This is a genomic window from bacterium, assembly GCA_024742285.1.
GTDB lineage: Bacteria > Myxococcota_A > UBA9160 > UBA9160 > UBA4427 > UBA4427.
On sequence record JANSYR010000006.1, the window covers coordinates 229,041 to 255,309 of the forward strand.

General features: G+C 69.8%; 20 protein-coding genes. 11 read left to right on the forward strand and 9 right to left on the reverse strand.

Annotated features, from left to right (window positions below; genetic code table 11):
• Window positions 1-188 precede the first annotated feature (188 nt).
• Together NXI30_13380 and NXI30_13385 are read left to right on the forward strand one after the other, a co-directional pair.
• Window positions 189-1,394 carry a hypothetical protein gene (locus NXI30_13380; protein MCR9095206.1) on the forward strand — a complete coding sequence of 402 codons (1,206 nt, stop codon included), beginning with the start codon at window positions 189-191 and terminating at the stop codon, window positions 1,392-1,394.
• 146 nt (window positions 1,395-1,540) lie between these two features.
• Window positions 1,541-2,815 carry an aminotransferase class I/II-fold pyridoxal phosphate-dependent enzyme gene (locus NXI30_13385; GenBank protein ID MCR9095207.1) on the forward strand — a complete coding sequence of 425 codons (1,275 nt, stop codon included), beginning with the start codon at window positions 1,541-1,543 and terminating at the stop codon, window positions 2,813-2,815.
• Between the two features lie 36 nt (window positions 2,816-2,851).
• Here NXI30_13385 and NXI30_13390 read toward each other — a convergent pair whose 3' ends face one another.
• Window positions 2,852-5,407, reverse strand: coding sequence for an ATP-binding protein (locus tag NXI30_13390; GenBank protein MCR9095208.1), 2,556 nt, complete (start codon window positions 5,405-5,407; stop codon window positions 2,852-2,854).
• A 266-nt stretch (window positions 5,408-5,673) separates the two neighbouring features.
• Between NXI30_13390 and NXI30_13395 the strand changes: the two genes are divergently transcribed.
• Window positions 5,674-6,708 (forward strand): zinc-binding dehydrogenase, encoded by a 1,035-nt coding sequence (locus NXI30_13395; GenBank protein ID MCR9095209.1) that lies wholly within the window; start codon window positions 5,674-5,676, stop codon window positions 6,706-6,708.
• A gap of 25 nt (window positions 6,709-6,733) precedes the next feature.
• Window positions 6,734-8,275 (forward strand): AMP-binding protein, encoded by a 1,542-nt coding sequence (locus NXI30_13400; GenBank protein MCR9095210.1) that lies wholly within the window; start codon window positions 6,734-6,736, stop codon window positions 8,273-8,275.
• 69 nt (window positions 8,276-8,344) lie between these two features.
• On the opposite strand, the gene NXI30_13405 is transcribed toward NXI30_13400, so the two are convergent.
• Entirely contained in the window at window positions 8,345-9,247 is a 903-nt protein-coding gene (locus NXI30_13405) for an SDR family NAD(P)-dependent oxidoreductase (GenBank protein ID MCR9095211.1), read from the reverse strand.
• A gap of 274 nt (window positions 9,248-9,521) precedes the next feature.
• On the opposite strand from NXI30_13405, the gene NXI30_13410 reads away from it, so the two are divergent.
• The 4 genes from NXI30_13410 (at window position 9,522) to NXI30_13425 (ending at window position 12,477) form a co-directional block, all read left to right on the forward strand.
• Window positions 9,522-10,046, forward strand: coding sequence for a hypothetical protein (locus tag NXI30_13410; GenBank protein MCR9095212.1), 525 nt, complete (start codon window positions 9,522-9,524; stop codon window positions 10,044-10,046).
• A 17-nt stretch (window positions 10,047-10,063) separates the two neighbouring features.
• Window positions 10,064-11,173: an aromatic ring-hydroxylating dioxygenase subunit alpha gene (locus tag NXI30_13415; GenBank protein ID MCR9095213.1), complete on the forward strand. Its 1,110-nt coding sequence runs from the start codon at window positions 10,064-10,066 to the stop codon at window positions 11,171-11,173.
• Window positions 11,174-11,297: 124 nt separating this feature from the next.
• Window positions 11,298-11,897, forward strand: a complete 600-nt coding sequence (locus NXI30_13420) for a hypothetical protein (protein MCR9095214.1) — start codon at window positions 11,298-11,300, stop codon at window positions 11,895-11,897.
• A gap of 19 nt (window positions 11,898-11,916) precedes the next feature.
• On the forward strand, window positions 11,917-12,477 hold the full coding sequence (locus NXI30_13425; GenBank protein ID MCR9095215.1) for a hypothetical protein: 561 nt from the start codon (window positions 11,917-11,919) through the stop codon (window positions 12,475-12,477).
• A 1-nt stretch (window position 12,478) separates the two neighbouring features.
• On the opposite strand, the gene NXI30_13430 is transcribed toward NXI30_13425, so the two are convergent.
• From NXI30_13430 to NXI30_13440, 3 genes are all read right to left on the reverse strand, one after another.
• Window positions 12,479-15,565 (reverse strand): autotransporter domain-containing protein, encoded by a 3,087-nt coding sequence (locus NXI30_13430; protein MCR9095216.1) that lies wholly within the window; start codon window positions 15,563-15,565, stop codon window positions 12,479-12,481.
• Window positions 15,562-16,410: an MOSC N-terminal beta barrel domain-containing protein gene (locus NXI30_13435; protein MCR9095217.1), complete on the reverse strand. Its 849-nt coding sequence runs from the start codon at window positions 16,408-16,410 to the stop codon at window positions 15,562-15,564. Before NXI30_13435 ends, NXI30_13430 begins: the two co-directional genes overlap by 4 nt.
• Window positions 16,411-16,523: 113 nt before the next feature.
• Complete coding sequence (locus tag NXI30_13440) at window positions 16,524-17,288, reverse strand: FliA/WhiG family RNA polymerase sigma factor (GenBank protein MCR9095218.1); 765 nt, start codon at window positions 17,286-17,288, stop codon at window positions 16,524-16,526.
• A 445-nt stretch (window positions 17,289-17,733) separates the two neighbouring features.
• Between NXI30_13440 and NXI30_13445 the strand changes: the two genes are divergently transcribed.
• The gene (locus NXI30_13445) at window positions 17,734-18,984 is read left to right on the forward strand and encodes an MFS transporter (GenBank protein MCR9095219.1); all 1,251 of its coding nucleotides are present in this window, start codon (window positions 17,734-17,736) and stop codon (window positions 18,982-18,984) included.
• On the opposite strand, the gene NXI30_13450 is transcribed toward NXI30_13445, so the two are convergent.
• The 4 genes from NXI30_13450 to NXI30_13465 form a co-directional block, all read right to left on the reverse strand.
• Window positions 18,938-20,158, reverse strand: coding sequence for a cytochrome P450 (locus NXI30_13450; GenBank protein MCR9095220.1), 1,221 nt, complete (start codon window positions 20,156-20,158; stop codon window positions 18,938-18,940). The genes NXI30_13445 and NXI30_13450 overlap by 47 nt on opposite strands.
• 16 nt (window positions 20,159-20,174) lie before the next feature.
• On the reverse strand, window positions 20,175-20,711 hold the full coding sequence (locus tag NXI30_13455) for a hypothetical protein (GenBank protein ID MCR9095221.1): 537 nt from the start codon (window positions 20,709-20,711) through the stop codon (window positions 20,175-20,177).
• Window positions 20,712-20,772: 61 nt separating this feature from the next.
• A complete protein-coding gene (locus NXI30_13460) occupies window positions 20,773-21,657 on the reverse strand; it encodes an alpha/beta hydrolase (GenBank protein ID MCR9095222.1) in 885 nt (294 codons plus the stop codon).
• A 50-nt stretch (window positions 21,658-21,707) separates the two neighbouring features.
• Window positions 21,708-22,796, reverse strand: coding sequence for a dihydrodipicolinate reductase (locus NXI30_13465; GenBank protein MCR9095223.1), 1,089 nt, complete (start codon window positions 22,794-22,796; stop codon window positions 21,708-21,710).
• A gap of 126 nt (window positions 22,797-22,922) precedes the next feature.
• Here NXI30_13465 and NXI30_13470 point away from each other — a divergent pair, with 126 nt between their 5' ends.
• Window positions 22,923-25,334, forward strand: a complete 2,412-nt coding sequence (locus NXI30_13470) for an MMPL family transporter (protein ID MCR9095224.1) — start codon at window positions 22,923-22,925, stop codon at window positions 25,332-25,334.
• 66 nt (window positions 25,335-25,400) lie between these two features.
• The gene (locus NXI30_13475) at window positions 25,401-26,267 is read left to right on the forward strand and encodes an LLM class F420-dependent oxidoreductase (GenBank protein MCR9095225.1); all 867 of its coding nucleotides are present in this window, start codon (window positions 25,401-25,403) and stop codon (window positions 26,265-26,267) included.
• Window positions 26,268-26,269: the final 2 nt, after the last annotated feature.

Sequence of the window (26,269 nt, forward strand, 5' to 3'; positions counted from 1 at the left end):
CGGCGTGGTCCGGGTAGACGGGCCGTTTCCGACCCGTGATCGACGCACGAGCGACGACGGCGCCCGCGAACTGGGGCGGGATCGCAGCACCCGCCGCGAAGCGCGCGCCTTTCCGGGGCGTGCCGGCTGCCGACCGGCAACTCACGGTCTAGACTGGCGGAATTCGGGGGTGATCGGAGGAGTCCGTCTTGAGTTCGCCCACCGCCACCCTCGCCGACTTCTCGACCGGCCAGGTCGCCGGCGTCTGCAGCGCGCCGATCGTCGCCGAAGCCCGCGCCCGTGGATTCGACGTGCGCGCCCTCGCCGAGGGCACGGGCGCCGCGATCGAGCGCTTCGAAGACCGGCGCGGCCGCGTGCCCTGGACGTCCTTCGTTCCCTTCGCCGCGCGCGCGACCCGGATGCTCGGCGAAGACGTGATCCGGGACCTGGCCTCGGAGGCCGTCGTCGATTCGGTTCCCTCGGCCATCCGTCGGATCCTCCCCCGACTCGCCGACTCCCGACCGCTCTTCCATCTCGCGCCCCGATGGTGGGGTCCCTGGGTCTTCCAGGGAACCCACGGCGTGTGCGAGACCCTTCCCGACGGGCGCCTGCGCGAGATCGTGAAGATCCATCCCGAGCACGAGGCCTGTCCCGAGTTCTTCTCGGGGCTGACGGGAACGCTCCGCGCGATTCCGCGTCTCACCGGACAGACGGATGCCCTCGTCGAGGTCCACCACGACGGACGCGAAGGCGAGTTCCTGATCACGCCACCGCCGCGACGCCGCTTCCGCGACCGCTGGCGCACGCGGCCCGTGGAGCGCGCCTCCGGCGTCGGAGCGACTCTCCGCGCGCGCTCGGCCCTCGACGAGATCGAGGAGATCGGATTCGCGCGGGAGGCGCTGCTCACCGAACGACGCAGCCTCCATCTCGTCTCCGCCGAGCTGGACCGCGAGCAACGCGACAAGTCCACGCTCCAGAACCTGGCCGACCTCCTCCTCGGGGATTCCGATTCGACCAAGTCGCTCCTCGAAGGCCTCGTGTCCCTCTTGCTCGAGCGGCACGAGATCGCCGGGGCCTCGCTCACCCTCCGGTCCGCCGAAGGGGAAGAAGAAGGAAGTGCGCGCGGCGGACGACGCAGCGGATCGCCGGAACGCACCGTCGCGCTTCGGGTCGGCGAGCGCGAGATCGGCCAGATCGCGCTGTGGGCCGTGCTCGAGGGCGACGACCTCGAGAGCATCGCCCCCCTCGAAGCGTGGATCGCCTTCGCGCTGGAGTTCGGACGGGCGCGTGCGCTGAACGCGCAGCTCCGGCGCCTGCTCGAAGAGAACACGGCCGACTGGCAGGACATGGAATCGCGGCTCGAACGCCTCGTCGCCCACCTCGACCTGCCGGCCTCGGACGATTCGGCCGACTGATCTCCGAGCGGCAAGGGGGCAGCAGGCTCGGTGCGCCTTCGCTGGACCGTGCGCGGGATCACAGACGGAGACGTCCACGGCGACGACGAGGGGAAGCACCCTCGCGCACGTTTCGCTCGTCGGGACGCGCGCCATGACGGTCCGCCATGCCCAGGTTCTCCGACATCCTCGATGCCTGCGATCGCGTGGGCGCACTCGCCCGCGAGCGCCGCCTCGGTCTGCTCGACGCGGAAGACGAACGCCTCGACGGGCGAACGCTCCAGATCGACGGACGAACGCTGCGCAACTTTTCCTCGTGCAGCTATCTGGGCCTCGAGCTCGACGAGCGGCTGATCGAAGGCGCGATCGACGCGACCCGGCGCTACGGCACGCAGTTCTCGATGTCCCGGGCCTTCGTCTCCGCTCCGCCCTATGCGGCCCTCGAAGAAGCGCTCGAGGCCAACACCGATCGCCCCACGCTCGTTCTGCCGACCACCTCCCTCGCCACCGCTGCAGCGCTGCCCTCGCTCCTCGACGAGCGCGATGCGCTCTTGCTGGATCAGCAGGTGCACATGTCCGTGCAGAGCGTGCTCCCGACCCTCGCCGCAACCGGGGTCCACGTCGAGACCGTCCCCCACGGAGCGCTCGACCGGGTCGAGAGCCGTACGCGCAAACTCTCCGCGACCCACCGACGCGTATGGCTCGCCCTCGACGGACTCTTCAGCATGTACGGGGACGCGGCGCCCTTCGATGCGCTCGAGTGCCTGCTCGCTGCGTACCCGGCGCTCCACCTCTACGTCGACGACGCCCACGGAACGAGCTGGGCCGGGCGACACGGACGCGGGCTCGCCCTCGAACGGCTCGGTGAACACGACCGGGTCGTCGTCGCGCTCTCGCTCAACAAGTCCTTCGCCGCGGGCGGCGGCGCGCTCTGCTTCCCGAACGAAGAGATGAAGCGGCGGGTCCGGCACGTGTCGGGGCCCACCAACTTCGGTGGCCCGATGCAGCCCCCGATGCTCGGCGCCGCCCTCGCCTCGGCGCGCGTGCACGGCGGGGCGGACCTGCCCCGGCTCCAGGCGGAGCTTCGGGAGCGGGTCGAGACGCTGAACGCCCTCGCCCGGGCCGCGGGCCTTCCGCTGCTCCATGGAGACGAGGTCGCGCCGATCCGCTTCGTCGGTGTGGGCCCCCAGGACGCGTCGATCGAGATGGCCGAGGCGCTGGTCCGGCGCGGCTTCATGGCCGGCTGCGCGCTCTTCCCGGCCGTGCCGCCGGACCGGACCGGTCTCCGCTTCACCGTCACGCGCCATCATACGCGGGAGGATCTCGAGGACCTCGTCGACGCGATCGCCGACGCGCTGCCCGAGGTCCTCGCCGATCACGATCTGGACCTCGACGACGTGGCACGTCGCTTCGGTCTCAAGCCGACGCCCCCCGGCGCCTGACGAGACGAAGGGAGCGCGCGCGGAGCCCGTCCTCCGTCAGCCCTCTTTCGGCAAGGTCTCGCCGAGTGCTCGGTCGAGCGCTTTCCGAAGCGCACGGATCCGGTAGGGCTTGTTCAGCCGCACGACCTCGGGTGCGTCTACCCGGGTCCCCGAGACCCGTTCGGCGTCTCCCATGTAGCCGGAGGTGAGGACCGCGGGCAGACCGGGGGCCCTTTCTCGCAACGCCTCGATCAGCGCCTCCCCGCTCATCCCCGGCATCCGCAGATCGGAGACGACCGCGTCGAGAGGCGCGACCCGATCGAAGAGCGCGAGCGCCTCGTGCGCATCGCCGGCCGCGTACACCTCGAACCCGAAACGCCGGAGCGCCTGCTCGGCCACTTCCCGGATCGAGGCCTCGTCGTCGACCAGGAGCACGCGGCCTCGCTCGGGCCCGGACGAAGACGCACGCCGTGCGTCCCCGGCCTCGCTCGGCGGCGCGTGTCCCCCGACGGCGAGCGCTCCGGAATCGGACAGGACGGCCTCTACGGCGTGGCGCTCCGGCTCCTCGGGCGCGTGGGCTTCGCGCTCGAGGGCCGGCAGGTAGACGCGGAAGCGCGCACCGCCCGCTTCGGAGCGGCCGACGTGGATCGCGCCTCCGTGGTTCCCGACGATGCCCGAGGCGCTCGCGAGGCCGAGCCCGGTCCCTTCGTTCGCCGGCTTCGTGGAGAAGAAGGGCTCGAAGATCCGCGGCCGGATCGCTTCCGGGATCCCCGGCCCGGAATCCTCGACCTCGAAGACGACGAAGCGCCCGGGGTTCGCGATCGCAGGCCCCTCCTCCCGGTCCATCTCGCCGGGCCCGACCTGCGTCGTCGTCACCCGTAGATGAATCGTCCCGCCTTCCGGCATCGCGTCCCGTGCGTTCACGCAGAGGTTCACGAAGACCTGGTGGAGCTGCGTCGCATCGGCGCGCAGCATCGGAAGCGCGTCCGGCGCCTCGATCTCGAAGTCGAGGGTCTTCGGGAAGGTCGCGGTCACGATCCGATCGAGCTCGTCGAGGAGCTCGAAGGGATCCACGTCGTCACGCGTGCCCTCGGCGCCCCGCGCGAAGCCGAGCAGGTGACGGATCATGTCGACCGCCCGCTCCGCGCTCTTCTCGACCGTCGCGACGAGCGGATCGTTCGCGCCCAGGCGCTCGTAGAGCGCGTCGACCGAAAGAAGGACCGGGGACAGCGTGTTGTTCAGGTCGTGCGCGATTCCGCCGGCGAGACTGCCGAGCGCTTCGACCCGCTGCTTCTGGTGAAGGCGGCGCTCCGCCTCCTTGCGATCCGAGATGTCGCGGGACACGGCGACGGCGCACTCCACGTCGCCCACGCGATAGGGCGAGACGTGGATCTCGACCGGATAGGGCTGACCGGCGGCGTCGAGGTGCTCGGTCTCGAAGGTGAACTCTCCCTCGTCGAGGACGCGCCGGACGAGCCCGGCGACGATCTCGGGCGTCCCCGTCTGATCGAAGTCGGAGGCGAGGCGCCCGACCAGCTCTCGACGTCGGCACCCGAAGCTCTGACACGCCCGGTCGTTCGCGTCGACGATTCGACCGTCGAGGCCGACGAGCATGATCGAATCCGGCGTGGCCTCGAGCAATCGGCGCTTCTCCTGCTCGGCCTCCGTCAACGCGCGGCGGTCGGCGACCATGCCCTGCACGACGATCTGCAGCGCGAGCAGGATCGTGACGTAGGACAGGGCGATGGGCATCGCGGCATGGATCGAATCCCGCGCGAAGGGCCCCATTCCCTGCGTCGTCGCGACGATCGCGACCAGCGCACCCACCAGGACCGCGCTCGCGCTCGTGAAACGCGGCTCCCGCACGCTGACCACCGCGAGCACGAGCAGCGTCGCGAAGACGAAGGACAGGATGCCCTCGCCGTAGAAGGCCAGCGCACTCGCCAGACCCACGCCGCCCACAGAGAGGGCGTAGAGCGCGAGCCCCTGCGGTGTGCGGAGCGCGCGGGCCGTCGAAGGTCGATACGAGAGCAACAGGGACCCGACGAGCACCGCACCGAGTGCGTAGCCCGCCCACCAGACGACGATCGCCTCCCCGAGACGCGGCCACTCCATCAGGCCGCCGAGGATGCGCGAGGTCGGACCGAAGATCGCCGGCACGACCATGCTCCCGACGATGATCGCCACCACCCGCATGGAACCGAAGACGCCGTCATAGGGGCGCGGGGGGAGCCGCCTCGACATGAGATGGACGGCGAGGAGCGGGCCGGAGACGTTGCCGATCGTGATGACCACCGCCGAGACGAGCGGCGAGCCGATCTGGAGGTTCAACGCCATCGAGGCGACCGCGATCGCCGGCCAGGTGCCGCGACCGAAGCGCGCCAGCATGAAGATCGCGATTCCGGGCGGCGGCCAGAGGAGCGTGATCTCCGACTCCGGCTGGTGGGTCTGCAGGGCCAGCCAGCCGCTCGCGAAGTAGGCGACCGAGCACAGCGTCACGGACAAGGCGCGACCCGACGGGCGGATCCAGAGCACCTCGGCATCGGGATCCGACCGCGCGGGCTCGTGCGCGATCGCCGAACCGAGGCTTCCTTTGGCGGAAGGAGACGACACGACGCGAGGATACCGCCGCGCCGACGCCCACACACGAGGGCGAGACCACTTCGACCCGCCCCGGACGAACCGACACTCGATCGTGTCGGCCCCGCTCCGGGTCGCCGGGGCCTCGGCGTCCCCGCGACCCGGGCCTCGAATGGACGGCGGATTTCCCCACTCGGACCCGCCGCGTGGCGGTCGACCACCGGGCTGCCATAATCGGGAGTCCCGTCCGAACGCGATCGGACGGGGCCTGCCACTCGACGTCACCCACGGAGTCCCCGATGAAAGCCGCCCTCCTGAACGCTGGAACCCTCGAGATCCAGGACATGCCGCTCCCCGAGCCCGGCCCCGACCAGGCCCGGATCCGTATCTCCTCCGCCGGGGTCTGCCATTCGGATCTCCACATCGTACGCGGAGACTGGGCCGGCGTGCCGGACACGAGCCCCGTCGGCCACGAAGCGATCGGCGTCGTGACGGCCCTCGGCGAGAACGCGGACCCGTCGATCCAGGTCGGCGACCGGGTGATCCTCGGTCTCGGTGGAACCGGCGGCGGCTACTGGTGCGGCGCCTGCGAGTTCTGCATGAGCGGCGAGCCGCGCCACTGCGCGCAGACCCAGGGCGTGATGGGCACCTTCGCCGAGGAGTTCTGCACCTTCGCCAAGGGACTCGTGAAGCTGCCCGACAGCGTCGGCGACGAAGAAGCCCCCCTCGCCTGCGGCGGCCTGACCGCGTACGGCGCCGTCAAGAAGCTCTTCAAGCACGGCGTCCAGCCGGGCAGCCCCGTCGCGATCGTCGGCGCCGCCGGCGGCCTCGGCCACTACGCGGTCCAGATCGCCAAGGCCTTCGGCTACACGGTCGTGGGGGTCGATGTCGGCGAGGAGCGGCTCAAGTTCGTCGAGTCCCTGGGCGCCGACTACGCGGTCTCGCCGGAAGATGCGCCGGGGCTCGTCGCGAGCGAGTTCAAGGACGGCGGTGTCCACGCGAGCATCGCCTTCACCGCCAAGCTCGTCGGGTTCAAGCTCGGCCTCCAGCTGCTGCGACGCAGCGGGCTCTTCGTGGCGGTCGGCCTGCCGGCGACCGCCGAGGGCAACCTCGAGCTCAACCCCTTCGAGTTCTTCTTCAAGGACCCGACCCTGATCTACTCGGCAGTGGGCAATGTGCAGGACATGCGCGAGCTGGTCGATCTCGCCGGCGCGGGCAAGGTCAAGAGCCACATCGGCCGGACCGGCCCGCTCTCGGAGCTGCCCGCGGTCTTCGACGAGCTCGAGGCGGGGAAGTACGTCGGCCGCGCCGTGATCACCGACCTCGGTCGCTAGAACGAAGCGACGCGAGGACGATTCGATGCTCGAAGCCCCGACTTTCTGGTCCCTCCTCGAGAAGCGCGCGCAGGCGACGCCGGACGCCCTGGTCATGGTCGACGAGAGCGACCGGGAAGTGACCTTCGCGTCGCTGCGCGATCAGGCAGAGCGGATCGCCGCAGGCCTGCAGGCCACGGGGGTCGGCCCCGGCGACGCGGTCTCCTGGGTCCTGCCGAGCCGGATCGACACGATCCTGCTCGTCTGCGCCCTCGCCCGGCTCTCCGTCGTCCAGAACCCGTGCCTGCCGATCTATCGCGAGCGCGAGCTCTCCTTCGTGACGAAGCAGACCGGGGCGAAGCTCCTCGTGCACCCGGGCGAGTTCCGCGGCGTCGACTACCGCGCCCTCGCCGCGCTGCTCCAGGCGGACCAACCCGAGCTCGCGATCCTCGATCTGTCGGACGGACTCCCGGACGGCGACCCTGCCACGCTCCCCGCCCCGCCCGCGGAGACGACGCCGCAGGACGCTCCGGTCCGGTGGATCTTCTACACGTCGGGCACGACGTCGGACCCGAAGGGCGCCCGACACACGGACGCGACGCTCCACGCCAAATCCCTGGGCATGGCGCATGTGCTCGACCTGAAGGACGACGACCGGATCGCCCTCGTCTTCCCGATGGCGCACATCGGCGGGATCGGCTGGCTCTACAGCACGCTGATGTCCGGCGCGGCGATGATCATGATCGAGATCTTCGCGCCGGAAGAGACGATCCCGATCCTCGCGCGCCACGGCGTGACCCAGGCGACCGCGGGCACCGTCTTCCACCAGGCCTATCTCGAGCACCAACGCCGAGATCCGACCAAACCGCTTTTCCCACGCATCCGGACCTTCCCGGGTGGCGCCGCGCCCAAGCCGCCCCAGCTCCACTACGACCTCGTCGAGGAGATGGGAGGCGTGGGGATCGTCTCGGGCTACGGGCTCACGGAGTGCCCGATCATCGCGATGAACACGACGCGATGTCCCGCCGAGAAGCTCGCCCACACCGAGGGGCGAGTGAACCCGCCCGAAGCGACGATGCGGATCGTGACCCTGGCCGGCGAAGAAGCCGGCCCCGGCGTCGAGGGCGAGATCCGCGCCTTCGGCCCCCAGCTCTTCAAGGGCTACGTCGACGAATCCCTCAACGAAGCCGCCTTCGACGAGAAGGGCTTCTTCCGGACGGGCGATCTCGGCTATCTCGACGACGACGGCTACGTCGTGATCACCGGACGCCTCAAGGACGTGATCATCCGCAAGGGCGAGAACATCAGCGCCCAGGAGATCGAGGACCTGCTCTACCAGCACCCGAAGATCGCCGATGTCGCGGTCATCGGCCTACCGGACCCGGCGAGCGGCGAGCGGGTGTGTGCCGTCGTGCAGTGCGCCCCGGGCGAGACCCTCGAGTTCGACGAGATGGTCTCGTTCCTGCTCGAACGCGAGCTCATGAAACAGAAACTCCCCGAACAGCTCGAGCTGATCGGGGAGATCCCGCGAAATCCGGCGGGCAAGATCCTGAAGAAGGACCTGCGCGCACTATACGGAGAGCGCTGAAGGCTCCACGGAGAGCGCTGAAGGCTCCATGGAGACCGCTGAGCGCTCCACGGAGAGCGCTGAACCCGCCTACTTCCGGCCCCAGGGGTTCATCTGCTCGGGGGCGTCCTTGAAGCCCGCCTCCATCGCCTTCGCCGCTTCCTCGTTCGTCCAGACGCCGTCGTCCGCCGACGCTTCGAGCTCCATCTGCATGTCGAAGTTCGAGTGGAGGCCGATCTTGCCGTTGCCCGAGCTGACGACCCGACGGTTCAGCCAGCTCGACGCCTCGCTCGCCATGTAGACGATCGCGGGCACGCAGTTCTCGGGCGAGAGCTGCTTGTTCTCCTTCGAATAGTTGAAGGAGCCCTGCGCACCGAGGCCCTCGGTCATGCGCGTCGTCGCGACCGGCGCGATCAGGTTCGAGGTCACGCCGTAGCCCCGGAGCGCGTTCGCGCAGGAGAAGGTGAGCCCCACGATCCCGGCCTTGGCGGCCGCGTAGTTCGGCTGGGAGGGCGCCCCGAAGAGGCCCGAGCCCGAGATGAAGTTGATCAGGCGGAACTCGCCGCCGCGGTTCTCTCGCCAGTGGACCGAGGCGTGGCGCGTCGTGTTGAACGTGCCCTTCAGGTGGACGTCGATGACCGAGTCCCACTGCTGCTCGGTCATCTTGAAGATCATGCCGTCGCGCACGATGCCCGCGACGTTGATCAGGATGTCGAGCCGCCCGAGCTCCTCGACCGTCCGCTGGATCATCGCCTCGACGCCGTCGAAGTCGGTCACGTTCGTTCCGTCGTGGATCGCGGTCCCGCCGTTCGCCACGATCCGATCCGCGACCTCCTTGGCCGGGCCGGGATCGGTCCCGCCGCCCTCGAGATCGACCCCCAGGTCGTTCACCACCACGCCGGCGCCTTCGGCGGCCAGGCCCTCGGCGACCGCCGCGCCGATGCCTCGGCCAGCGCCCGTCACCAATGCGACGCGATCATTCAGGACTCCCATGGATCTTCTCCTCGATTTCTCTTCTGTGGACAGGGATTGGGCCGGGATCTCGCGGCGCCGGTCCCGGGTCGTGGGCCCGGGGCGATGGCGGACCGCGCAAGACGACGCCGGGCGATTCTTCGCCGGAGCGCGGAAGGGGGTAGCACAGGAGCGGTGAGGCCGAGAGGACCCGACCCGGGGCCGCCGAAGCCCCCCTTCCGCGGTTCACCGGGGTCCGGCAGACTCCGCGGGGCGCGTTCTTCCGCACGCCCCGTCCGCGCGCCGAGAGGTCCCCATGCAGACTGCCCTCAAGATCACCGCAGGCCTCGTCGGCCTGATCGTTCTCGTCCTCGTCCTCTTCCTCGGCTACGCCCGGATCCACGACGGGCCGATCGCCATCGTCCCCGGCGGCCCCTTCGAGCGCGGCGAGCGCTACACGGGCCCCGAGCCCGACTGGTCGTTCATGCGGACCCGCGACGAGGTCGAGTTCCAGCTCCTCGATCCCCCGCGTTCGCGGATCACCTGGGTCGCCGAGCACGAGAACAAGGTCTACATCGTGTCCGGCTACATGAACACGACCTTCGGCAAGATCTGGAAGCAGTGGCCCCACGAGGTCGAGAAGGACAACCGGATCCTGCTCCGGGTCGACGACACGATCTACGAGCGGCAGCTCGTCCGGATCATGGAAGGGCCCATGGTCGCGCCCGTCCTCCAGATGATCGCGGACAAGTACCTGCCGGAGGGCACGAGCCTCGGCGACCCGGACACCGCGATCGCGAACGGCGACGCCTGGCTCTACGAAGTCGCGCCGCGCGGCTAGGACAGAAGGGTCGCGCCATGCCGAACGCCTCCCTCGATCCCACCGATTTCGCCTCGGCCCTCGCCCCGCTCGGTGAGGCGACGACGCTCCCCGCCCGCGCGTATACCGACGAAGCCATCTACGCCGAAGAAGTCGAGCGACTCTTCCGGGGGGAATGGCTCTGCGCCGGGCGCGTGGAGCAGGTCGCGAATCCGGGCGACTACCTGAGCCTCGATCTCCTGGGGGACCGGCTCGTCGTCGTGCGCGACAAGACCGGCGGGATCCGCGTCCTGTCCCGGATCTGCCGCCATCGCGCCGCCGAGCTGGTGAACGGATCCGGGAACACGCGCTCGTTCCAGTGCCCCTACCACCTCTGGACCTACGGCCTCGACGGCGAGCTGATCGGCGCGCCGCACATGGAGGCGGTGCCGGGCTTCGACGCCTCGACGTGTGCGCTCCCGGAGATCCGGTCGGAGATCTGGGAGGGCTTCGTGTTCGTGAACCTCGACGGCGAAGCCGAGCCGCTCGGCCCGAGGCTCGCGCCGCTGTCGACGCTGCTCGCCGACTACCGGATCGGGGAGCTCGTCGCCGAGGAGACCGCGACCTTCGACTCGCCCTTCAACTGGAAGGTCCTCGTGGACAATTTCATGGAGGCCTACCATCACATCGCGACCCACGCGGACACCCTCCAGCCGATCCTCCCCGCCACCCGCTCGCACGTCACCGACAGCGAGGGGCCCTACTCGGTCCTCGTGATGCCGACGAACGAGGACGGCGAGGCGATCATGCCGAAGCAGTCGCTCCCGGGGCTCTCGGACGAGGAGCAACCCGGGCTGATCGCCGCCGTCGTCTTCCCCTTCCATCTCTTCGCCCCGGGCCCGAACAGCATGGCCTGGTACCAGTTCCTGCCGGAGAGCGTCGACCGCTTCACGCTCCGCATCTACGACTGCGTTCCGAAGGACCTGTCCGAGGAGGCCCGCGCCCAGTCGCACGCGATCCTCAAGGTCATCCACGAGCAGGACATCGGCGCCTGCGAGGCCGTGATGGCCGGGCTCACGAGCGGACGCTTCGAGCGCGGGCCCCTCGCGCTCCTCGAGAAGTCGATCTGGCAGTTCAACCAGTGGTGGTGCGAACGGATGCTCCGTTAGGCGGATCGGACCCGCTCGCTCGCGGCCGGCGCACGCGAAGGGACGGTTCGCGACGAGACGCCGCGTTGTCGAGGACGAAGCGGATGCCTACACTTCGGCTTTCGCCGCTTCGGAGACGCCGCGCATGCCGCGCAAGATCATCGGAATCGCCCTCTTCCTGCTGGGCCTCACGGTCTTCCTGATCCGTCTCCAGCACGAGGGGCCCTATTTCCTTCCCGAGGGCGGCAATCTCGTCGGAGGCCTGCTCGCCCTCGCGTGCGGCGCGCTGATCTTCTTCGACGTCCTGCCCTCGGAAGGCGGAGGCGGAGTCGCGCAGGGTGCGCTCCTGCTGACGAGCCTCCTCGCGCTCTACCTGGCCGCTTTCGCGACCCTCGCAGAAGTCGAGGAGGTCGTCGTCGTCCGGCCCGGCTGTGGCGAGACCCGGGGTGGCGCGCTCAGGCTCTGGGTGATCGACGACGACGGGGCGATCTGGGCGACGATGGGGCGAGACAAGGCCAAACGCAACGGGATCTCGACGGCCCGGACCGTCACGCTCCTGCGAGGCGGCGAGGAAGCCTGCGTCGTCGCCGCCGTCATCGATGACGAGCGACTCGTCGAGCACGTGTCGCTCCTCCGGGAGGACAAGTACGCGGCGGAGCGGATCGCCGTCGCCCTCGGCATCTTCGGCGACGACCGCTTCGAATCGAACGTGGCGCTCCGGATGGGCCCGCTGGCCACGCCCTGAGCCGTCGAGCCCGTCACTCGTGGCCAACTGGTTCATCGCCCTTCCCGTCGCCCCCGGCGCCTGGTTCGAAGCCCTCCGCGCGCCCCCCGACGCCGTTCGCCCCTTCCACCCGGACGACCTGCACGCGACCGTCGCCTTTCTCGGCGCCGTCGGAGCCTCCCGCGCGCGGCGTGCCTTCGACGCGCTCCGCGACGAGAGGATTCCGCCGCGAGAGATCACCCTCGGTCGCATCGTCCCGATGGGGCCCCCGAAGCGGTGGAGCGCCCTGTCCGCCGAGATCTTCGACGCGGGCGAGCCGACCCCCGGTCTGGCGGACCTGCTCACGGGCCCGCGTGATCGCGGCCGTGCGGCGGCGGACGTGCCGGCGGAGAGCCGGCCGATGCGCCCCCACGTGACCCTGGGCCGGGTGCGACGGCGCGCAGGAGGCGCGGAGCGCAAGGCGGGGCTCGCCTGGTCGCAGGCGGTCGGCGAGATCGGTGCGACGGTCCTGGTCGACCGACTCGCCCTCTACACGCGCGCGCCGAGCGCGGCGGCGCAGACCTTCACGATCGTCGAAGAGCGCCCCCTCGACGGCCCGTGACCTACCAGACGATCCGACCGCCCGCGCTGATCGTGTTCTCGACGAGGTCGTCTCCGAAACGGCCTCGCCAGTCGAAGAAGAGGTTCGCGTTGGTCGTGAAGCCGACGTCCCAACCGAGCGCGATCTCGCCGAGATCGGTGGGGCCCTCGGCGCCATCGACGGTGAAGGCGCCGAGCCCGGCGGCGGGGGCGCTCGCGAAGGCGCCGGAGACCTCACGCTCGGTGTCCCCCCACTCCCGGCTCCAGAGGGCCCGGAAGCGGGGTCGGAACCAGATGTTCTCGTCCATGCGTCGCTCGCCCTGCAGCCGAACGCCGAGGGAGGTCAGGATCGAGTCGATCTCCTGCTCTTCCACGCGAACGGCGAGCGGACTCGATCCGCTCTCGTCGAACGCGTCCCAGCGGACGCCGGTCCAGGCCAGGCTCGCGAGCGGCGCGATCTCGACCGCGCCGGGGAGATCGAAGCCCCGGGTCAGCTCGACGAAGACCCCGTAGACCTCGCCTTCGAGCTCGCCGTCGACCCGATCCGAGATCGATCCGACCGACAGCGTCCGCTCCGTGTCGATCCGCGACCATCCGGCGCGGGCGCCGACGAGGACTTCGACCGGCTCGCCGACGTAGGCGCCGTAGACCGTCCCCTCGACACCGCCGCCGTCGCCTTCGTTGTCGCCTTCGCTCGTGTCGTACGCGTAGCTACCGCCCGAGAGCGCGAAGCCGAGCCGGACTGCTTCGCCGAGGGCGCGATCGGCTCCGACGAGGGGGCCCGCGCTCACGTAGTCGTATTCCCGAGCCTCGTTCGACGAGAGCTCGCCGAAGAGCCCGCTGGCCTCGATCCACGCCTGCCAGTCGGCTTCCTCGCGCGGCGGCCGCTCGCCGTCCGGCCCGGCCGCGCGCGACGTCGGCGACGCCGATACGCTCGGACGCGTCCGGCGCGGTCGCGGCGAGCCCTCGTCGCGCCCCACCCCGCCGATGCGCCGCAGCGCGAGGCGGTCGGAGATCCCGCGCCAGGTCCGCTGCGCATTGGCGAGCTGGATCTGCGTCCCCGCCGCGAGGTCATCCGGCGACACGCTCTCGAGCAGCCCATCCACGTCCGCAACCCCGATGCCGGTGATCGCCTGCTGGTACTCCTCTTCCCGGGACATCGGAGCGAAGGTCTCCCCCAGGAATTCGTCGAGTTGGGCACCGATCACGCGCCCGTTCGAGGTCGTTGCCTCCGTCTCGAGCATCGCTCCGCTCGGTGCCAGCGTGAGGCGAACCGTATTTCCGCCTTCGATCGTCTGGTTGATCACGAAGAACAAGAGGGTCTGCTCAATGTCGAAGGCGCCGGTCACAGCCGCCCCGGTCACGACGTCCCACTGGTCCCCCGCCGAGGGGGTCCCGGTCGTCGGCTCGACCACGAGCACCGCGCCCGGCTGGATGTCGACGGCGCCGGTCGCCGCGAAGACGGTGCTGCGCAGGGCCCCACCGCCGGAACCCGGACTCGACACTCCGACGGTGACGTGTGCGTCGGAGGAGAACGTGATCGGTCCGTTGACCGAGATCGTGTTGTCGAGGGTGCCGGTCGGATCGAAGTCCGCCGTCACGGTCGTGACGACGCCCGAGGACCCGTTGCCGACCGTGAGCCCCGCCCCGGTCAGGTCGGCGCCGTGGGCGAAGTGGAGACCGCCGCGGATCGCCTCGAAGGTGCCGGTGAAGGTCTGGTCGCCCGCGAGGGTGAGGACGCCGCCGCCGAGCTTGCGAACGGTGTGCGCCCCCGCCGAGAAGTTGCGGATCGTGTCGGCGTAGGTCGCGTTGCTCGCCTGGTCGAAGACGACCGCCGCCCCGCCGGCGAGTGCGATGTCCCCAGGAAGGTTCGACGTGTTTCCGACGAGGGTGCCCGCGAGGACGCGGGTCTCGCCGGTCTGGCTGTGGGTTCCGGTCAGCGTCGTGGTTCCGGCCCCGGCCTTCACGAAGACACCGGTCCCGCTGAAGTCGCCGGACCAGCGGACGCCCACCGCGTCCCGCAGCGTGAACGTCGCCCCGTCGGCGGTCGCGTCGAATCGGAGCGAAGCAGCGGGGGTCGCCGCGATGTCGAGGACGAGGGCGCCGTCGCCGGCCCCGGCGCCCGGCCCATCGTTCACGTCGAAGGTGCCCGTGAAGCCGGAGGGATCGGCGGTGAAGGTGAGATCGTCCGCCTCCACGTCGATCGTGCCCGTGCCCGTCAGCACAGCGGACGAAGCGACCGTGCCGGCGACCGCGTCGAGCTCGAGGGTCGCGGTCGGACCGACGTCGAAATCGTGGCCGTTCAAGAGCTGGGTCGCACCGGCCCGGAGCGTCCCCTCCTCGATGTCGAAGTCGAGGGTCGAGGCGATCGTCGCGTTCGTGACGACGAGGGTGCCCGAACCGCGCTTCACGATCCCGGCGTTGCCGCCGCCGCTGCGCGAATCCGCGATGACCGGTCCGGTCGCGCCGAGGATGTCCGTCCCGGACGACTCGAACACGAGTCGCGCCGTCTTCGACGACGCATCCGGCGCGAGGTCGATCGTGCCCGCCCCCAAGGACCGGACCTCGCCGACGACGTCGCCGTCGTCGATCGTGAGGCCGCCTTCGAACGTGTTGATCCCGGTGAGCTGGATCTGCTGAATGCCCTCCTTGCGCAGGGCGCCCATCCCGACGATGTCCATCGTGAGGACCTGCTGGATCCGCTCGGAATCGAGCGTGAGCAGGCTGCCCGTCCCGAGCTCGATGTCGTCCCCCGACGTGCTGTCCAGGCCGGAGAGACCGACGTCGCGGAGGGTGACGTTCACGCCGTCCTGGATCTCGAGGAAGGCCGAACCGGCGGGTGCGAGAACGTCGATGACGCCCGTGTCCACGCTCGAGTTGTCGATCTCGAGATCCTGCGTGAAGACGAGGGTCTCGCGCAGGCTGATCGTTTCGACCGCGTCCGGTGCACCCACCTGGACGTCGATCACGTCGCCCGGGCCCGCGTTGTCGATCTCGAAGCGGAGTGTGCCGTCGACGCTCGGGTCGGGATCTTCGAGCGAATCCACCACCTGGGCGAATCCGGGCGCAGCGCCCAGGACGAGGAGCGCGGAGGCGACGACTCGCTTCACTCCGGCTCCACCGCTTCGACCGGATCGCCGACCCGGATCTCACCAGGCTCGACGATCGCGCCGTAGATGCCGAGATTCCCGTCCGCCTCGGACACGAGGTTCCGCATGACCTTCGGGTCCTTCGGCAGGTCCGCGAAGCCGTGGGTCGTCATCACGCATCGCGGACAGGTCATCGGTGCGTCGATCAGGACGGAGCCGATCCGTAGACGACGGCCGATCCAGGCCTGCTCGGGGAAACGGTCCGTGCTCTCCGCGTCGATCAGCAGGCTCGGTCGGAAGCGGCGATCGTCCATCACCGAATCGGGCGCCGCCGCCGCGAGGGTGTCGATCGATTGACGTGTCATCACGAGCAGGGGCGCCAGGTCGACGAAGGGGCGATCCGGTCGCGTCATGTGCGCCATCAACGACTCGGGCGTCGTCGAGAAATCCGGGACCGGCTCCGCGTCCTTGCGCGCGAACATCGAGTTGAAGTCCGCCAGCGGATCTTCGGGCGTCTCGACCTCGTCCGGCGGCGGCGCGGCCTCGCCCATGCGGTGGAGCGAGACCGGGTGGTCGAGGGCCTTGGAGAGCTGCTCCGCGGCTTCGTCTGCGTCCGCCGCGAAGCGCGTGCCGTCGGGCAGCTCGATCTCGGGGACCGCGCCGCCCTGCCCTCCGATGCCGCGACAGCCCATCAGCGCGCCGAGCCGTTTGGCCGTGAAGAAGTCTCCGCGGCGCTCGTCGCGCACGGCCCAGCCGCGGTCGTCCGCGATGCCGAGCGGCCCGACGAGGGCGCGGTCGACGGACTCGCCCAGCATGCTCTTCACGGGATATCGGAAGAGCGATTCCACCGTGCCCAGTCGTCCCACAGGTCCCTCCTCGATGGCCCCGCGAGCGCTGGGGACCGAGAGCAGAGGTTGGGACGGGGGCGGGCCCGTCGCAAGGGACGGCGTCCGGGCGGGGCTCGCCCGGAGCGGGCCGCCTAGCGGTCGACGAGCCCCCGGAGCTTGCTCGAGAGCCGCGAGGTCGCCTTCGTGTGGATCTGACACACCCGCGACTCGGTGATGCCGAGGATGTTTCCGATCTCCTTCATGTTCAGGTCCTCGTAGTAGTAGAGGCTGACCACGAGGCGCTCCTTCTCCGGAAGCGAGTTGATCGTGTCCGAGATCACATGCTTCGTCTCCATCGACTTGAGCGAAGCGAAGGGGTTCTCGGCGGTGACGTCTTCGACGACGTCGGCGAAGGTCCCGGCGGTGTCGCCGTCGGAGTTCGTCCCGCGGACCTCCTCGAGGTTCACGAGCGAGATGCCACGCACCTGATTGACCATCGTGTGGAACTTGTCGAGCTCGAGACCCAGGGAATCGGCGACCTCGTCCTCGCTGGCCGCGCGACCGAGGCGCTGCTCGACCTCGCTGTAGGCCTGGTCGAGCTTGCGGCCCTTCTGACGAACCGAGCGCGGCACCCAGTCGAGGGAACGGAGCTGGTCGAGGACGGCGCCCTTGATCCGGAACTCCGCGTAGGTCTTGAACTTGCACCCCTTGCTCGGATCGAACTTCTCGATCGCGTCCATCAGCCCGATCGCGCCCGTGCTGTAGAGATCGTCGAGGTCGATGTGGTTTGGCAGTCGGACCGCGAGGCGGTTCACGATGTATCGGATGAGCGGCTCGTGCTCGAGGACGACCTGTTCCTTGAGATCCTGCGGAATCGGTCCGCCTTCGAGTTGGGCCTGATCGAGAAGGGCTTCCATATCGGTGGTGTTCCTGGTCGCGCGGCGTGTCCCCTGCTCCTCCCCCAGGAGCTCGGGTCGAGGACCTCGCCGTCGTTTCGCGGAAGGTGAAAAGCACGCCGCGTGCCAAGCTGCCGAACTGAATGGGGGAAACACCGGGTTTTGCTCTCCGAAAGCGCCTTGTTCGCCGACGAGAGGCCGAATTCCCCTTCAACACCGGGATCTTTCGCGATCTGGAGGGAAACCGGCATTTTTCGCTTCAGTCGAATCCACCTCCGTCCCCGCTGCCGCGTCGGGCGTCGTGTTCCCGTCGCGAGTGACAGATCCTCGACGCCGGCGGCGCGCGATGTTCGGATCGGAACCTCCGCGCACGCCCGCGGACCGATCGGGCCCTTGGATCGTGGCTCCGGCGGCGGGCTGGGATAGCGTCGGGCCGACCCGGGTCACCCGGGCGGGGGGAGGATCGGTGTCCGCCAGCCGGAAGCTTCGCAAGCCCTTCCTGGGCTGGGGCATGGTCGCGCTCGCTTTCGCCCTCTACGGCCTCGGCATGGCCCCCGCCTACTACGCCTGGGGCTTCCTCGCCCCCGAGATCATCGACGATCTGCAGCTCACCCGGGAAGAGATCGGCTCGGGCTTCGGCCTCTTTACGCTGACCTTCGCCGTGACGAGCCCCCTTTCGGCCTGGGCGATCGAGCGGATCGGTCTGCGGCCGGTCGTGGGGCTCGGGGCGGTGATCGGGGCGGCGGGTTTCGCCTGGACGAGCTTCGCAACGACGGCGAACGAAGCGATCGTCGCCTACGCGCTCGTCGGCGGCCTCGGGATCGGCCTCGCGACGCTCCTTCCGGTGCAGACCCTCGCGGTCCGGTGGTTCCGACGCTTCCGAGCCCTGGCGACCGGTATCGTCCTGCTCGGCGCCGGGGTCGTCGGCGCCTTCGTCCCCGCGGCGGCCGCCTGGGGCGTCGAGGTCGCGGACTGGCGCCTCGTCTTCCAGGTCGTCGCCGGCATCTTCCTCGCGGTCGGCATCCTCTCCGCCGCGCTCCTGCGAGACCGCCCCGAGGACGTCGGCCTCCACCCGGACGGGGATGAGACCCCCGAGACGCTGGCCGCCCCGGCGACGCCGACGACCGGTCCCGACCTCGATCCGCGACGGGCACTCCTCGCACCCCAGTTCGCCTTCGCAAGCCTGGCCTGCCTGACGAACACCGTGCCCTGGCGCGTCGTGACCGCCCACGGCCGACTCCACCTCGAGGACCTGGGCTTCGCCGCCGCGGCCGCCGCCGGGATCCTCGGCCTGCGCGTCGGCCTCTCGGGTGCGGGGCGTCTCTGTGGCGGCCTCGCCGACGTGATCGATCCGCGCTTCGTCCTCGCCGGCGCCCTCGGGATCACGGCCACCGGGCTGATCGGCTTCGCCCTGGCGACCGGCCCGACCCTCGCCACGCTCTGCGTCGGTCTTCTGGGGATCGGCTACGGCGTGGCGATGACCTGCGAGCCGATCGTGATGGCACGGCTCTTCGGCATCCGCGCGTTCCTGGCCTCGAACGGCCTGCGGATCGCGATCACCGGCGTCGCCGGCTGGCTGGCGCCGCGCTGGGCCGGCGCCGCGGCGGACCGGCTGGGCTCCTACGAGGAGAGCTTCCTCGCGCTGTCCGGACTCTCCGTTGCGGGCGCCCTCACGATCGTCCTCTGTCGCCCCCCGCGGAGCGCGCCCCGGGCGTGAATCGGACGGGCATCGCGCGCGGCCCTGAGATGAAGTTCGACGGGAGCCATGAAGCCTCCCCCGCGAGCTCGAGGTCGGGCATCCGCGTCAGCACTTCCCGCAGCATCGCGTCGATCTCGACCCGCGCCAGCTGCGCGCCCAGGCAGAAATGCGCGCCCGTCGCGCCGAAGGCCACGTGGTGGTTCGGCGTTCGTGTGACGTCGAGCCGATCGGGCTCGTCGAAGACCGACCGGTCGCGATTCGCGCTCCCGTAGTAGAGGACGAGCTTGTCGCCCGCGCGGATCGGGCGTCCGGCGACCTCCGTGTCCTGCTTCGCGGTCCGGCGCATGTACACGACGGGGCTCGTGAAGCGGAGGAGCTCTTCCCGCGCCGTCGGCAGGACACGATCCAGGTCCCCTCGGAGGCGGGCGAGTTCGTCCGGTCGTTCGAGCAAGGCCAGCATGCCGCCCGCCACCAGATTGCGCGTCGTGTCGCCGCCGGCATCCACCAGCAGCATGAAGAAGAGATTGAACTCCATGTCGCTCAGCCGATGGCCGTCGACCTCGGCGTGCAGCAGCTGCGTGGCCAGATCGTCGCCGGGATTCGCCCGCTTCTCCGCGGCGACCCGCGCCGCGTAGGAGAACATCTCGATCCCCGCCGCGACCTGCGCGTCCTGGCCGACCGCGTCCGTCGACGAGTGGATCGTCTCCGTCAGCTGGTAGAGCTTTCGCCCGTCGTCGAGGGGCAGTCCCAGGAGCTCCGCGATCACGTAGGAGGGGAGCTCTCCGGCGACGTCGGCCACGAAGTCGCACTCGCCGCGCTCGATGACCTCGTCGACGATCTGCGTCGCGAGTCGCTCGACCCGCGGCTTCAGCGCCCGGGCCGCCTTCGGCGTGAACGCCCCGCTCACGATCCGCCGCAGCTGCGTCTGATACGGCGGGTCGCACATCAGCATCATCTTGTCGTCGGTGACCGGCGCATCCGCCGGCGGATCCGCGATCATGATCGACGGCTCGTTCGAGAAGACCGGGTGGTTCCGGCTGATCGCGCGGATGTCCTCGTAGCGCGTGATCGCCCAGTAGCCCGGGCCGCCGTCGCTCTCGGCGTGGCGATGGACCGGATCGTGCTCGCGCAGCCAGGCGAACTGTTCGTGGGGCTGTCCGCCGTCGTAGCTCTTCGGGTCGAGGAGATCGATCTTCATATCACTCGCCCTAGGCCAGCGTCCTGCCGCGCCCCATCCCGGCGACGCGCGGAGTGGTTCGGAGCCGGAGATTCATCCCGAGCAGGACCCCCACCACGAGCAGCGCGAGCCCCGTCGTGCCGAGCCCAGCGACCGTGGGAGCGAACAGGGCGCCTGGCGCGGGATAGACCTCGAATTGGTCCAGCACAGGGATCGTCGCCCCCGTGAGCTCACGATCGCCGGTCTCCGGGTCGATCCGCATCACCCCGTTGGGAAACGCGTCGCCGCTCCAGACCACGTGGACGAGTCCGTTGGGCCCGACCTTGACGTCGCCCAAGAGCGCGAACGCGGGGTCGATGGGGCCCGACCCGATGATCGAGTCACACTGGGCAGTCGACCAACACGAGACGATCGTCGTCACGTCCGTCTCGGTATCCCAGTGCAAGAGAGCCGACCCGCTATTCGTGAAGATGTCGCCCGGCGTGGGGGTCACCGCCGCCGCCGGCGTCGAAGCCAGACCGATGACGATAAGGGCGACCAGGAAAGGGAACGAGAAGAGCGCGCGCATGGGGCCTCCAAGGGGAGCGTTCGTTCGCTCCTTTCTATCACGCCCGGCGATTCGGTGGCGCCTAGATCCGGCCTTCCACGTACTTGCCGATGTCGGCGAGCGCCTGCCGGCCCTCGGGCAGCATGTCGGCGAAGGTCTGCCAGACGTGGAGCATGTCGTCCCAGACTTCGAGCCGGACGTCGACGGCCGCCGCCTCTGCCTCCTTCGCGAAGGCCTCGATCTCTCCGATCAGGATCTCCCCCGTACCCGCCTGGATCAGGAGCGGCGGCAGGCCCGCGAGATCGGCGAAGGCCGGGCTCGCCGTCGCGGTCTTCGGGTCGGCACCGGCCAGATAGGCCTCTGCGAAGACCTTCAGGACCGGAGGCGAGAGCATCGGATCCCTCGGCGCGACCTCTTCGATCCGCGGGTTCGAACACGTCATGTCGACCCACGGCGAGAGACACAGTCCCGTCGCCGGGAGCGGGTCCCCGGCGTCGCGGAGCGCGATCAGCGTCGCGACCGTCAGCCCGCCGCCCGCGGAGTCCCCGGCCAGGGCCGTCTTCGCGGGATCCGCCCCCTGCCGGACCGCCCATCGATACGCGGTCAGCGCGTCGTCCACGGCGGCGGGGAACGGGTGCTCGGGGGCGAGGCGGTAGTCGACCGACAGAACGCGGGCGCGCGCCGCGCGGGCGAGGTTCGAGCAGAGGCCCCGGTGGCCCTTCACCGAGCCGATGCCGTAGCCGCCCCCGTGGTAGTAGACGATCGTCCGTCCGTCCGCGCAGTCGTCGGGCACGTTCCATTCGCAGGGCACGCCGTCGGCGTCGACCGCCTCCCACGCCACGTCCGCCGGCTGTGGGTAGGGGGGCGCCGCGTCCATGAACGCGCGCATCGTCTCGATCTCCCCGCTCCCGAGCGGGTTCGTGGTCCGCATCATCTCGACGAGCTCTTCGTGTTCCTGGCTGGGCATGTGCATTCCTCTCTCGTGGGGTGCGTGGATGTCGATCGATCGGCGCGCGCTCAGCCGCCGCGGGCGAGCTCCGGGGCGATCCGCCCGGCGATCAGCGGGAGATCGAGATAGGTCTTGATCCCGGCGCTGGCTTCGCACACGTAGGGGATCGCGCTCACGCAGTGCATCGCCGTCACGACGATCCCTTCGTTGCGGACGAGTCCTTCGGCGACGGAGTGCGGATGCCAGCCCTTGAACGTGAGCAACGTATCCGGATCGCCGCTGATCCCGACCTCGAAGCGCGGCCCCTGCTCGCCCCAGGTCCAGGGCGCGTCGGGATCGGCGCCGGGCACGGGGTCGAAGCCCTCGTCGCCCATGTGCCAGTTGACCGCCGCCGTGATCACGGGCTCGCCGTCGACGAGGCCCTGCCAGCAGAAGCGCTGGGCGGCGACGCGGCCTTTCTCGATCACGCCGATCGGCGCCTCGATCGGCTGGGTCGCGATCGCGATCGAATGCGTCGTCCGCTTCTCCGCGTCGAGGGTCACGCCGATGGCGTCGGCGACCATGTCGATCGACTGGAAGAAGCCGCCCGCGAGGAGCTTCCCCATCGGGCTGGTCCTCGCCTCTTCCGGCGTCTTCCCGAAGAGCATCATCTCGCCGACGACCTCCGCGGCGGCGTAGGTCCGGATGTCGGAGAACTCCTCGGCCCGCACGTGGGTGATCGCGCGCGAGAGCCCCGACACCATGAGCGGGAACCGCTCGGTGATCCCGCCCGGGTGGATGCCGGTTCCGTGGAGCGTGCTGTCCCCGGCTGCACAGGCCGCCTCGATGTCCGCGGTGTCGACGTGCTTCGGATACACCCAGCCGAGCGGCGTCACGATGTCGATCCCGGCCTCGAGGATCCGGCACACTTCCCGGGGATTCGCGACGATCGGGCTGTAGCAGACGCAATCCGCGCCGAGCCCGAGCAGCGCGTCGGCGTCGCGGGTCGCCGCCACGCCGACAGGATCGCGGCCGATGAGTTCGCCGACGTCGCGCCCTTCCTTCGACTCGCTGTGAACCCAGCACCCCACGAGCTCGAGCTCGGGATGGTCGAGGATGCCCTCGATGGCCGCGCGACCCACACCGCCGGTCGCCCACTGGATCACCTTGTACGTCACGCCACAGGTCCTCTCGTTCGATTCGAACACGCGCCCCGGATGCTAGCCGTCGCGGCGGAGAAAGTGGACCCGGCTTCCGGGATCCGTCGCCCGCGGGCGGGCCTTTCGGGCTAGATTCCTCGCGCCGTGAGAGCCCACATCGAAAGCCTGCTCGAAGCCCTGGGTCACCTCGCCTATCGACGGGCGTGGCCGATCCTCCTTGCGACCCTCCTGCTGATCGCCGCCGGCGCGACCCAGATCGCGAAGATCGAAGTCAAGACGTCGATCGACGACTTCCTGAATCCGAACGACGCCACGAAGATCGCCTACGACGAGTTCCTCGAACAGTTCGGCCGCGACGACATCATCATGATCGTCATCGAGGCGGAGCGCCTCTTCTCGCTCCCGGCCCTCGAGCGGGTCCGCGATCTCCACCAGGCGATCGAAGACGAGGTGCCCTGGGTCCGCGAGGTCCAGAGCCTGGTCAACCTGCGGGAGACCCGCGGCGAGGACGACACCCTCGTCGTCGGCGACTTCCTCGAAGACTGGCCGACCAGCGAGGCGGAGGTCGAAGACCTGAAGGCGCGGGCCCTCGCAAACCCGCTCTACGTCGACTTCTTCCTGACGCGCGACGGCGACCTCACGCTCCTGACCGTCGAGCTCGAGGCCTTCGCGGAGGAGTTCGACGACGCGAGCGCCTTCTCGGGCTTCGACGACGATTCGGGCGAGGCGCCGGCCGGCGACGACGTGCGCCTGACGAGCGAGCAGGAGCGCGCCGCGGTCGCTGCCCTCGAGGAGATCGTCGAGCGATTCGACACCGACGGGTTCCGTCTCCACGCCGGTGGCGCCCCGGTCCTCAACACGGCCATGATGCGCGGCCTCGTCACGGACGTCGTCACGTTCACGATCCTCTCGACCGGCCTGATCGCGCTCTTCCTGGTGCTCGTCCTGCGGCGGGCGCTCGGCGTGCTGATCCCGCTCTCCGTCTCGCTGCTCGCGGTGACGAGCACCCTCGGCGTGATGGGCACGTTCGGCATCCCCTTCCTCCCGATCTCGGAGATCGTGCCTTCCTTCCTGCTGGCGATCGGCGTCGGCGCGAGCGTCCACCTGATCGCGATCTTCCTCCAACGCGTCGAGGCCGGCGCCTCCCGGGAGGACGCGATCGCCGGCGCCCTCGCCCACTCCGGCCTCCCGATCATCATGACCGGACTCACCACCGCCGGCGGGCTGGCCTCCTTCAGCGTCGCCGCGCTCCGCCCGGTCGCGATGTTCGGCGTCGTCGCGCCGCTCGGCATCCTGCTCTGTCTGGTGCTCACGCTGCTGCTCACGCCGGCGCTCCTCGCGATCGCGCCCATGCGGCAGAGAGCGCCCCGACCGAAGGGCGACGCCTCGCTCTCGATCCGACTCCTCACCGCCGCGGGCGAGTTTGCGCTGGCCCGTTCGACCTGGGTCCTGATCACCTGCGCCGCGCTGACCGTGGTCGCCCTGATCGGCATCCTCCAGCTGAAGGTCTCCTTCGACAGCCTCGAGTGGTTCCCGGACGAGATGCCGGCAAAGATCGCGGCGAACCTCCTCGACGAGCGGTTCGGGGGCTCGATGGCCCTCGAGATGGTGATCGACGCGGGGGAGGCGAACGGGCTCCACGATCCCGAGCTCCTCGGCGCGATCGACCGCGCCCATCACACCCTCGACGGCCTGGAGACCGGCGAGATCACCGCGGGGCCGAGCCTCTCCCTCGTCGACGTGATCAAGGAAATCCACCAGGCCCTCAACGAGGGCCGCCCCGAGGCGCGCGTCGTGCCCGAGGACCGGACGCTGGTCTCGCAGGAGCTGATCCTCTTCGAGAACAGCGGGAGCGACGACCTCCAGGACGTCGTCGACACCGAGTTCCGGATGGGACGATTCACGATCCGGACGCCGATGGTCGACGCCCTCTTCTACGAGGACTTCGCCGAAGAAGTCGAGCGGATCATGGGCGAGACGCTGCCCGAGGACGTCGAGGCGAGCCTGACCGGCATGATGATGGTCTCGCGCCGGACCTTCGGTGCATCGATGGAGACGATCGTGCGGTCCTACGGGATCGCGCTCCTCGTGATCACGCCACTCATGATGCTCCTGCTGGGCAGCTTCCGCCTCGGACTGGTGGCGATGCTCCCGAACCTCTTCCCGATCTTCCTCACGCTGGGTCTCATGGGGTGGACCGGTCAGCCGCTCGAGATGTTCTCGCTCCTGATCGGCAGCGTCGCGCTCGGGCTCGCCGTCGACGACACCATCCACTTCATGCACGGCTTCCGGCGGACCTACGCCGCGACGGGGAGCGTCGAGATCGCGGTCCGCGAGACCCTCCAGACGACGGGACAGGCCCTCCTCTTCACGAGCGTCGTGCTCTCCTGCGGCTTCCTCGTCTACCTCTTCTCGGAGATGAACAATCTCTGGCGCTTCGGGCTCTTCACGGCCTTCTCGGTCACGATGGCCTTCTTCGCCGACGTCCTCTTCGCGCCGGCACTGATGAAGATCATGGCGCGTTGGAGCAGCGTGGCCCGCGACAAGTCGGAGTAGTCGCCGCTCCCCACGCGTGCCATGCTCCCCCGAGCGGTCGACTCGTCGCACCGCGAGGAGGAGCTCATGCAGATCGGCGCCGTCTTCCCCCAGACCGAGATCGGCGACGATCCGGAGCACGTCGCGGCCTTCGCCACGACCGCCGAGTCCCTCGGCTACCGCCACCTGCTCGCCTACGACCACGTGCTCGGCGCGAACACGGCGAGCCGACCCGACTGGTTCGGTCCCTACACGTCGAAGAGTCTCTTCCACGAGCCCTTCGTCCTCTTCGGCTTCCTGGCCGGGATCACCCGCACGATCGGCTTCGCCACCGGCGTCCTGATCCTGCCCCAGCGCCAGACGGCCCTGGTCGCGAAGCAGGCCGCGTCCCTCGACGTGCTGTGTGGCGGGCGGCTGCGGCTCGGTGTCGGGATCGGCTGGAACGAGGTCGAGTACGACGCCCTCGGTGAGAACTTCAAGAATCGCGGCCGCCGGAGCGAGGAGCAGATCGAGGTCATGCGGAAGCTCTGGGCGGCTTCGGAGGTCGAGTTCGAGGGCGAGTTCCACTCGATCCCCGACGCGGGCATCCTGCCGCTCCCCCCGCGCCGCAACATCCCGATCTGGATCGGCGGGATGGCCCCGATCATCGCCGAGCGCGTCGGGCGGATCGCGGACGGTTGGCTCCCGATGGCGCAGAAGACGCTCCCCGACGAGATCGCCCGCATGCGCGCCTCTGCGAAGGCCGCCGGTCGTGACCCCGACCAGATCGGCATCGAGTGCATCATCCCGCCGTCGGCGACGCCCGATGCCGCCCGCGACCGGATCAAGGAGCTCGCGGACCTGGGCGTGAGCCACGTCTCCTACTCGCTGATGAACCTCGGGCTGGGCGGACCCACCGCGCACATCGATGCCCTGAAGGGCGTCTGGGACGCCGTGGGCGACCTGGCGGACTGATC

Excerpts from the sequence above, each read along its gene's own strand:
- NXI30_13400 (MCR9095210.1), top strand. The coding sequence starts at position 6,734 with ATGCTCGAAGCCCCGACTTTCTGGTCCCTCCTCGAGAAGCGCGCGCAG.
- NXI30_13420 (MCR9095214.1), top strand. The coding sequence starts at position 11,298 with ATGCCGCGCAAGATCATCGGAATCGCCCTCTTCCTGCTGGGCCTCACG.
- NXI30_13410 (MCR9095212.1), top strand. The coding sequence starts at position 9,522 with ATGCAGACTGCCCTCAAGATCACCGCAGGCCTCGTCGGCCTGATCGTT.
- NXI30_13440 (MCR9095218.1), bottom strand. The coding sequence starts at position 17,288 with ATGGAAGCCCTTCTCGATCAGGCCCAACTCGAAGGCGGACCGATTCCG.
- NXI30_13405 (MCR9095211.1), bottom strand. The coding sequence starts at position 9,247 with ATGGGAGTCCTGAATGATCGCGTCGCATTGGTGACGGGCGCTGGCCGA.
- NXI30_13385 (MCR9095207.1), top strand. The coding sequence starts at position 1,541 with ATGCCCAGGTTCTCCGACATCCTCGATGCCTGCGATCGCGTGGGCGCA.
- NXI30_13460 (MCR9095222.1), bottom strand. The coding sequence starts at position 21,657 with ATGCCCAGCCAGGAACACGAAGAGCTCGTCGAGATGATGCGGACCACG.
- NXI30_13395 (MCR9095209.1), top strand. The coding sequence starts at position 5,674 with ATGAAAGCCGCCCTCCTGAACGCTGGAACCCTCGAGATCCAGGACATG.
- NXI30_13455 (MCR9095221.1), bottom strand. The coding sequence starts at position 20,711 with ATGCGCGCGCTCTTCTCGTTCCCTTTCCTGGTCGCCCTTATCGTCATC.
- NXI30_13415 (MCR9095213.1), top strand. The coding sequence starts at position 10,064 with ATGCCGAACGCCTCCCTCGATCCCACCGATTTCGCCTCGGCCCTCGCC.
- NXI30_13475 (MCR9095225.1), top strand. The coding sequence starts at position 25,401 with ATGCAGATCGGCGCCGTCTTCCCCCAGACCGAGATCGGCGACGATCCG.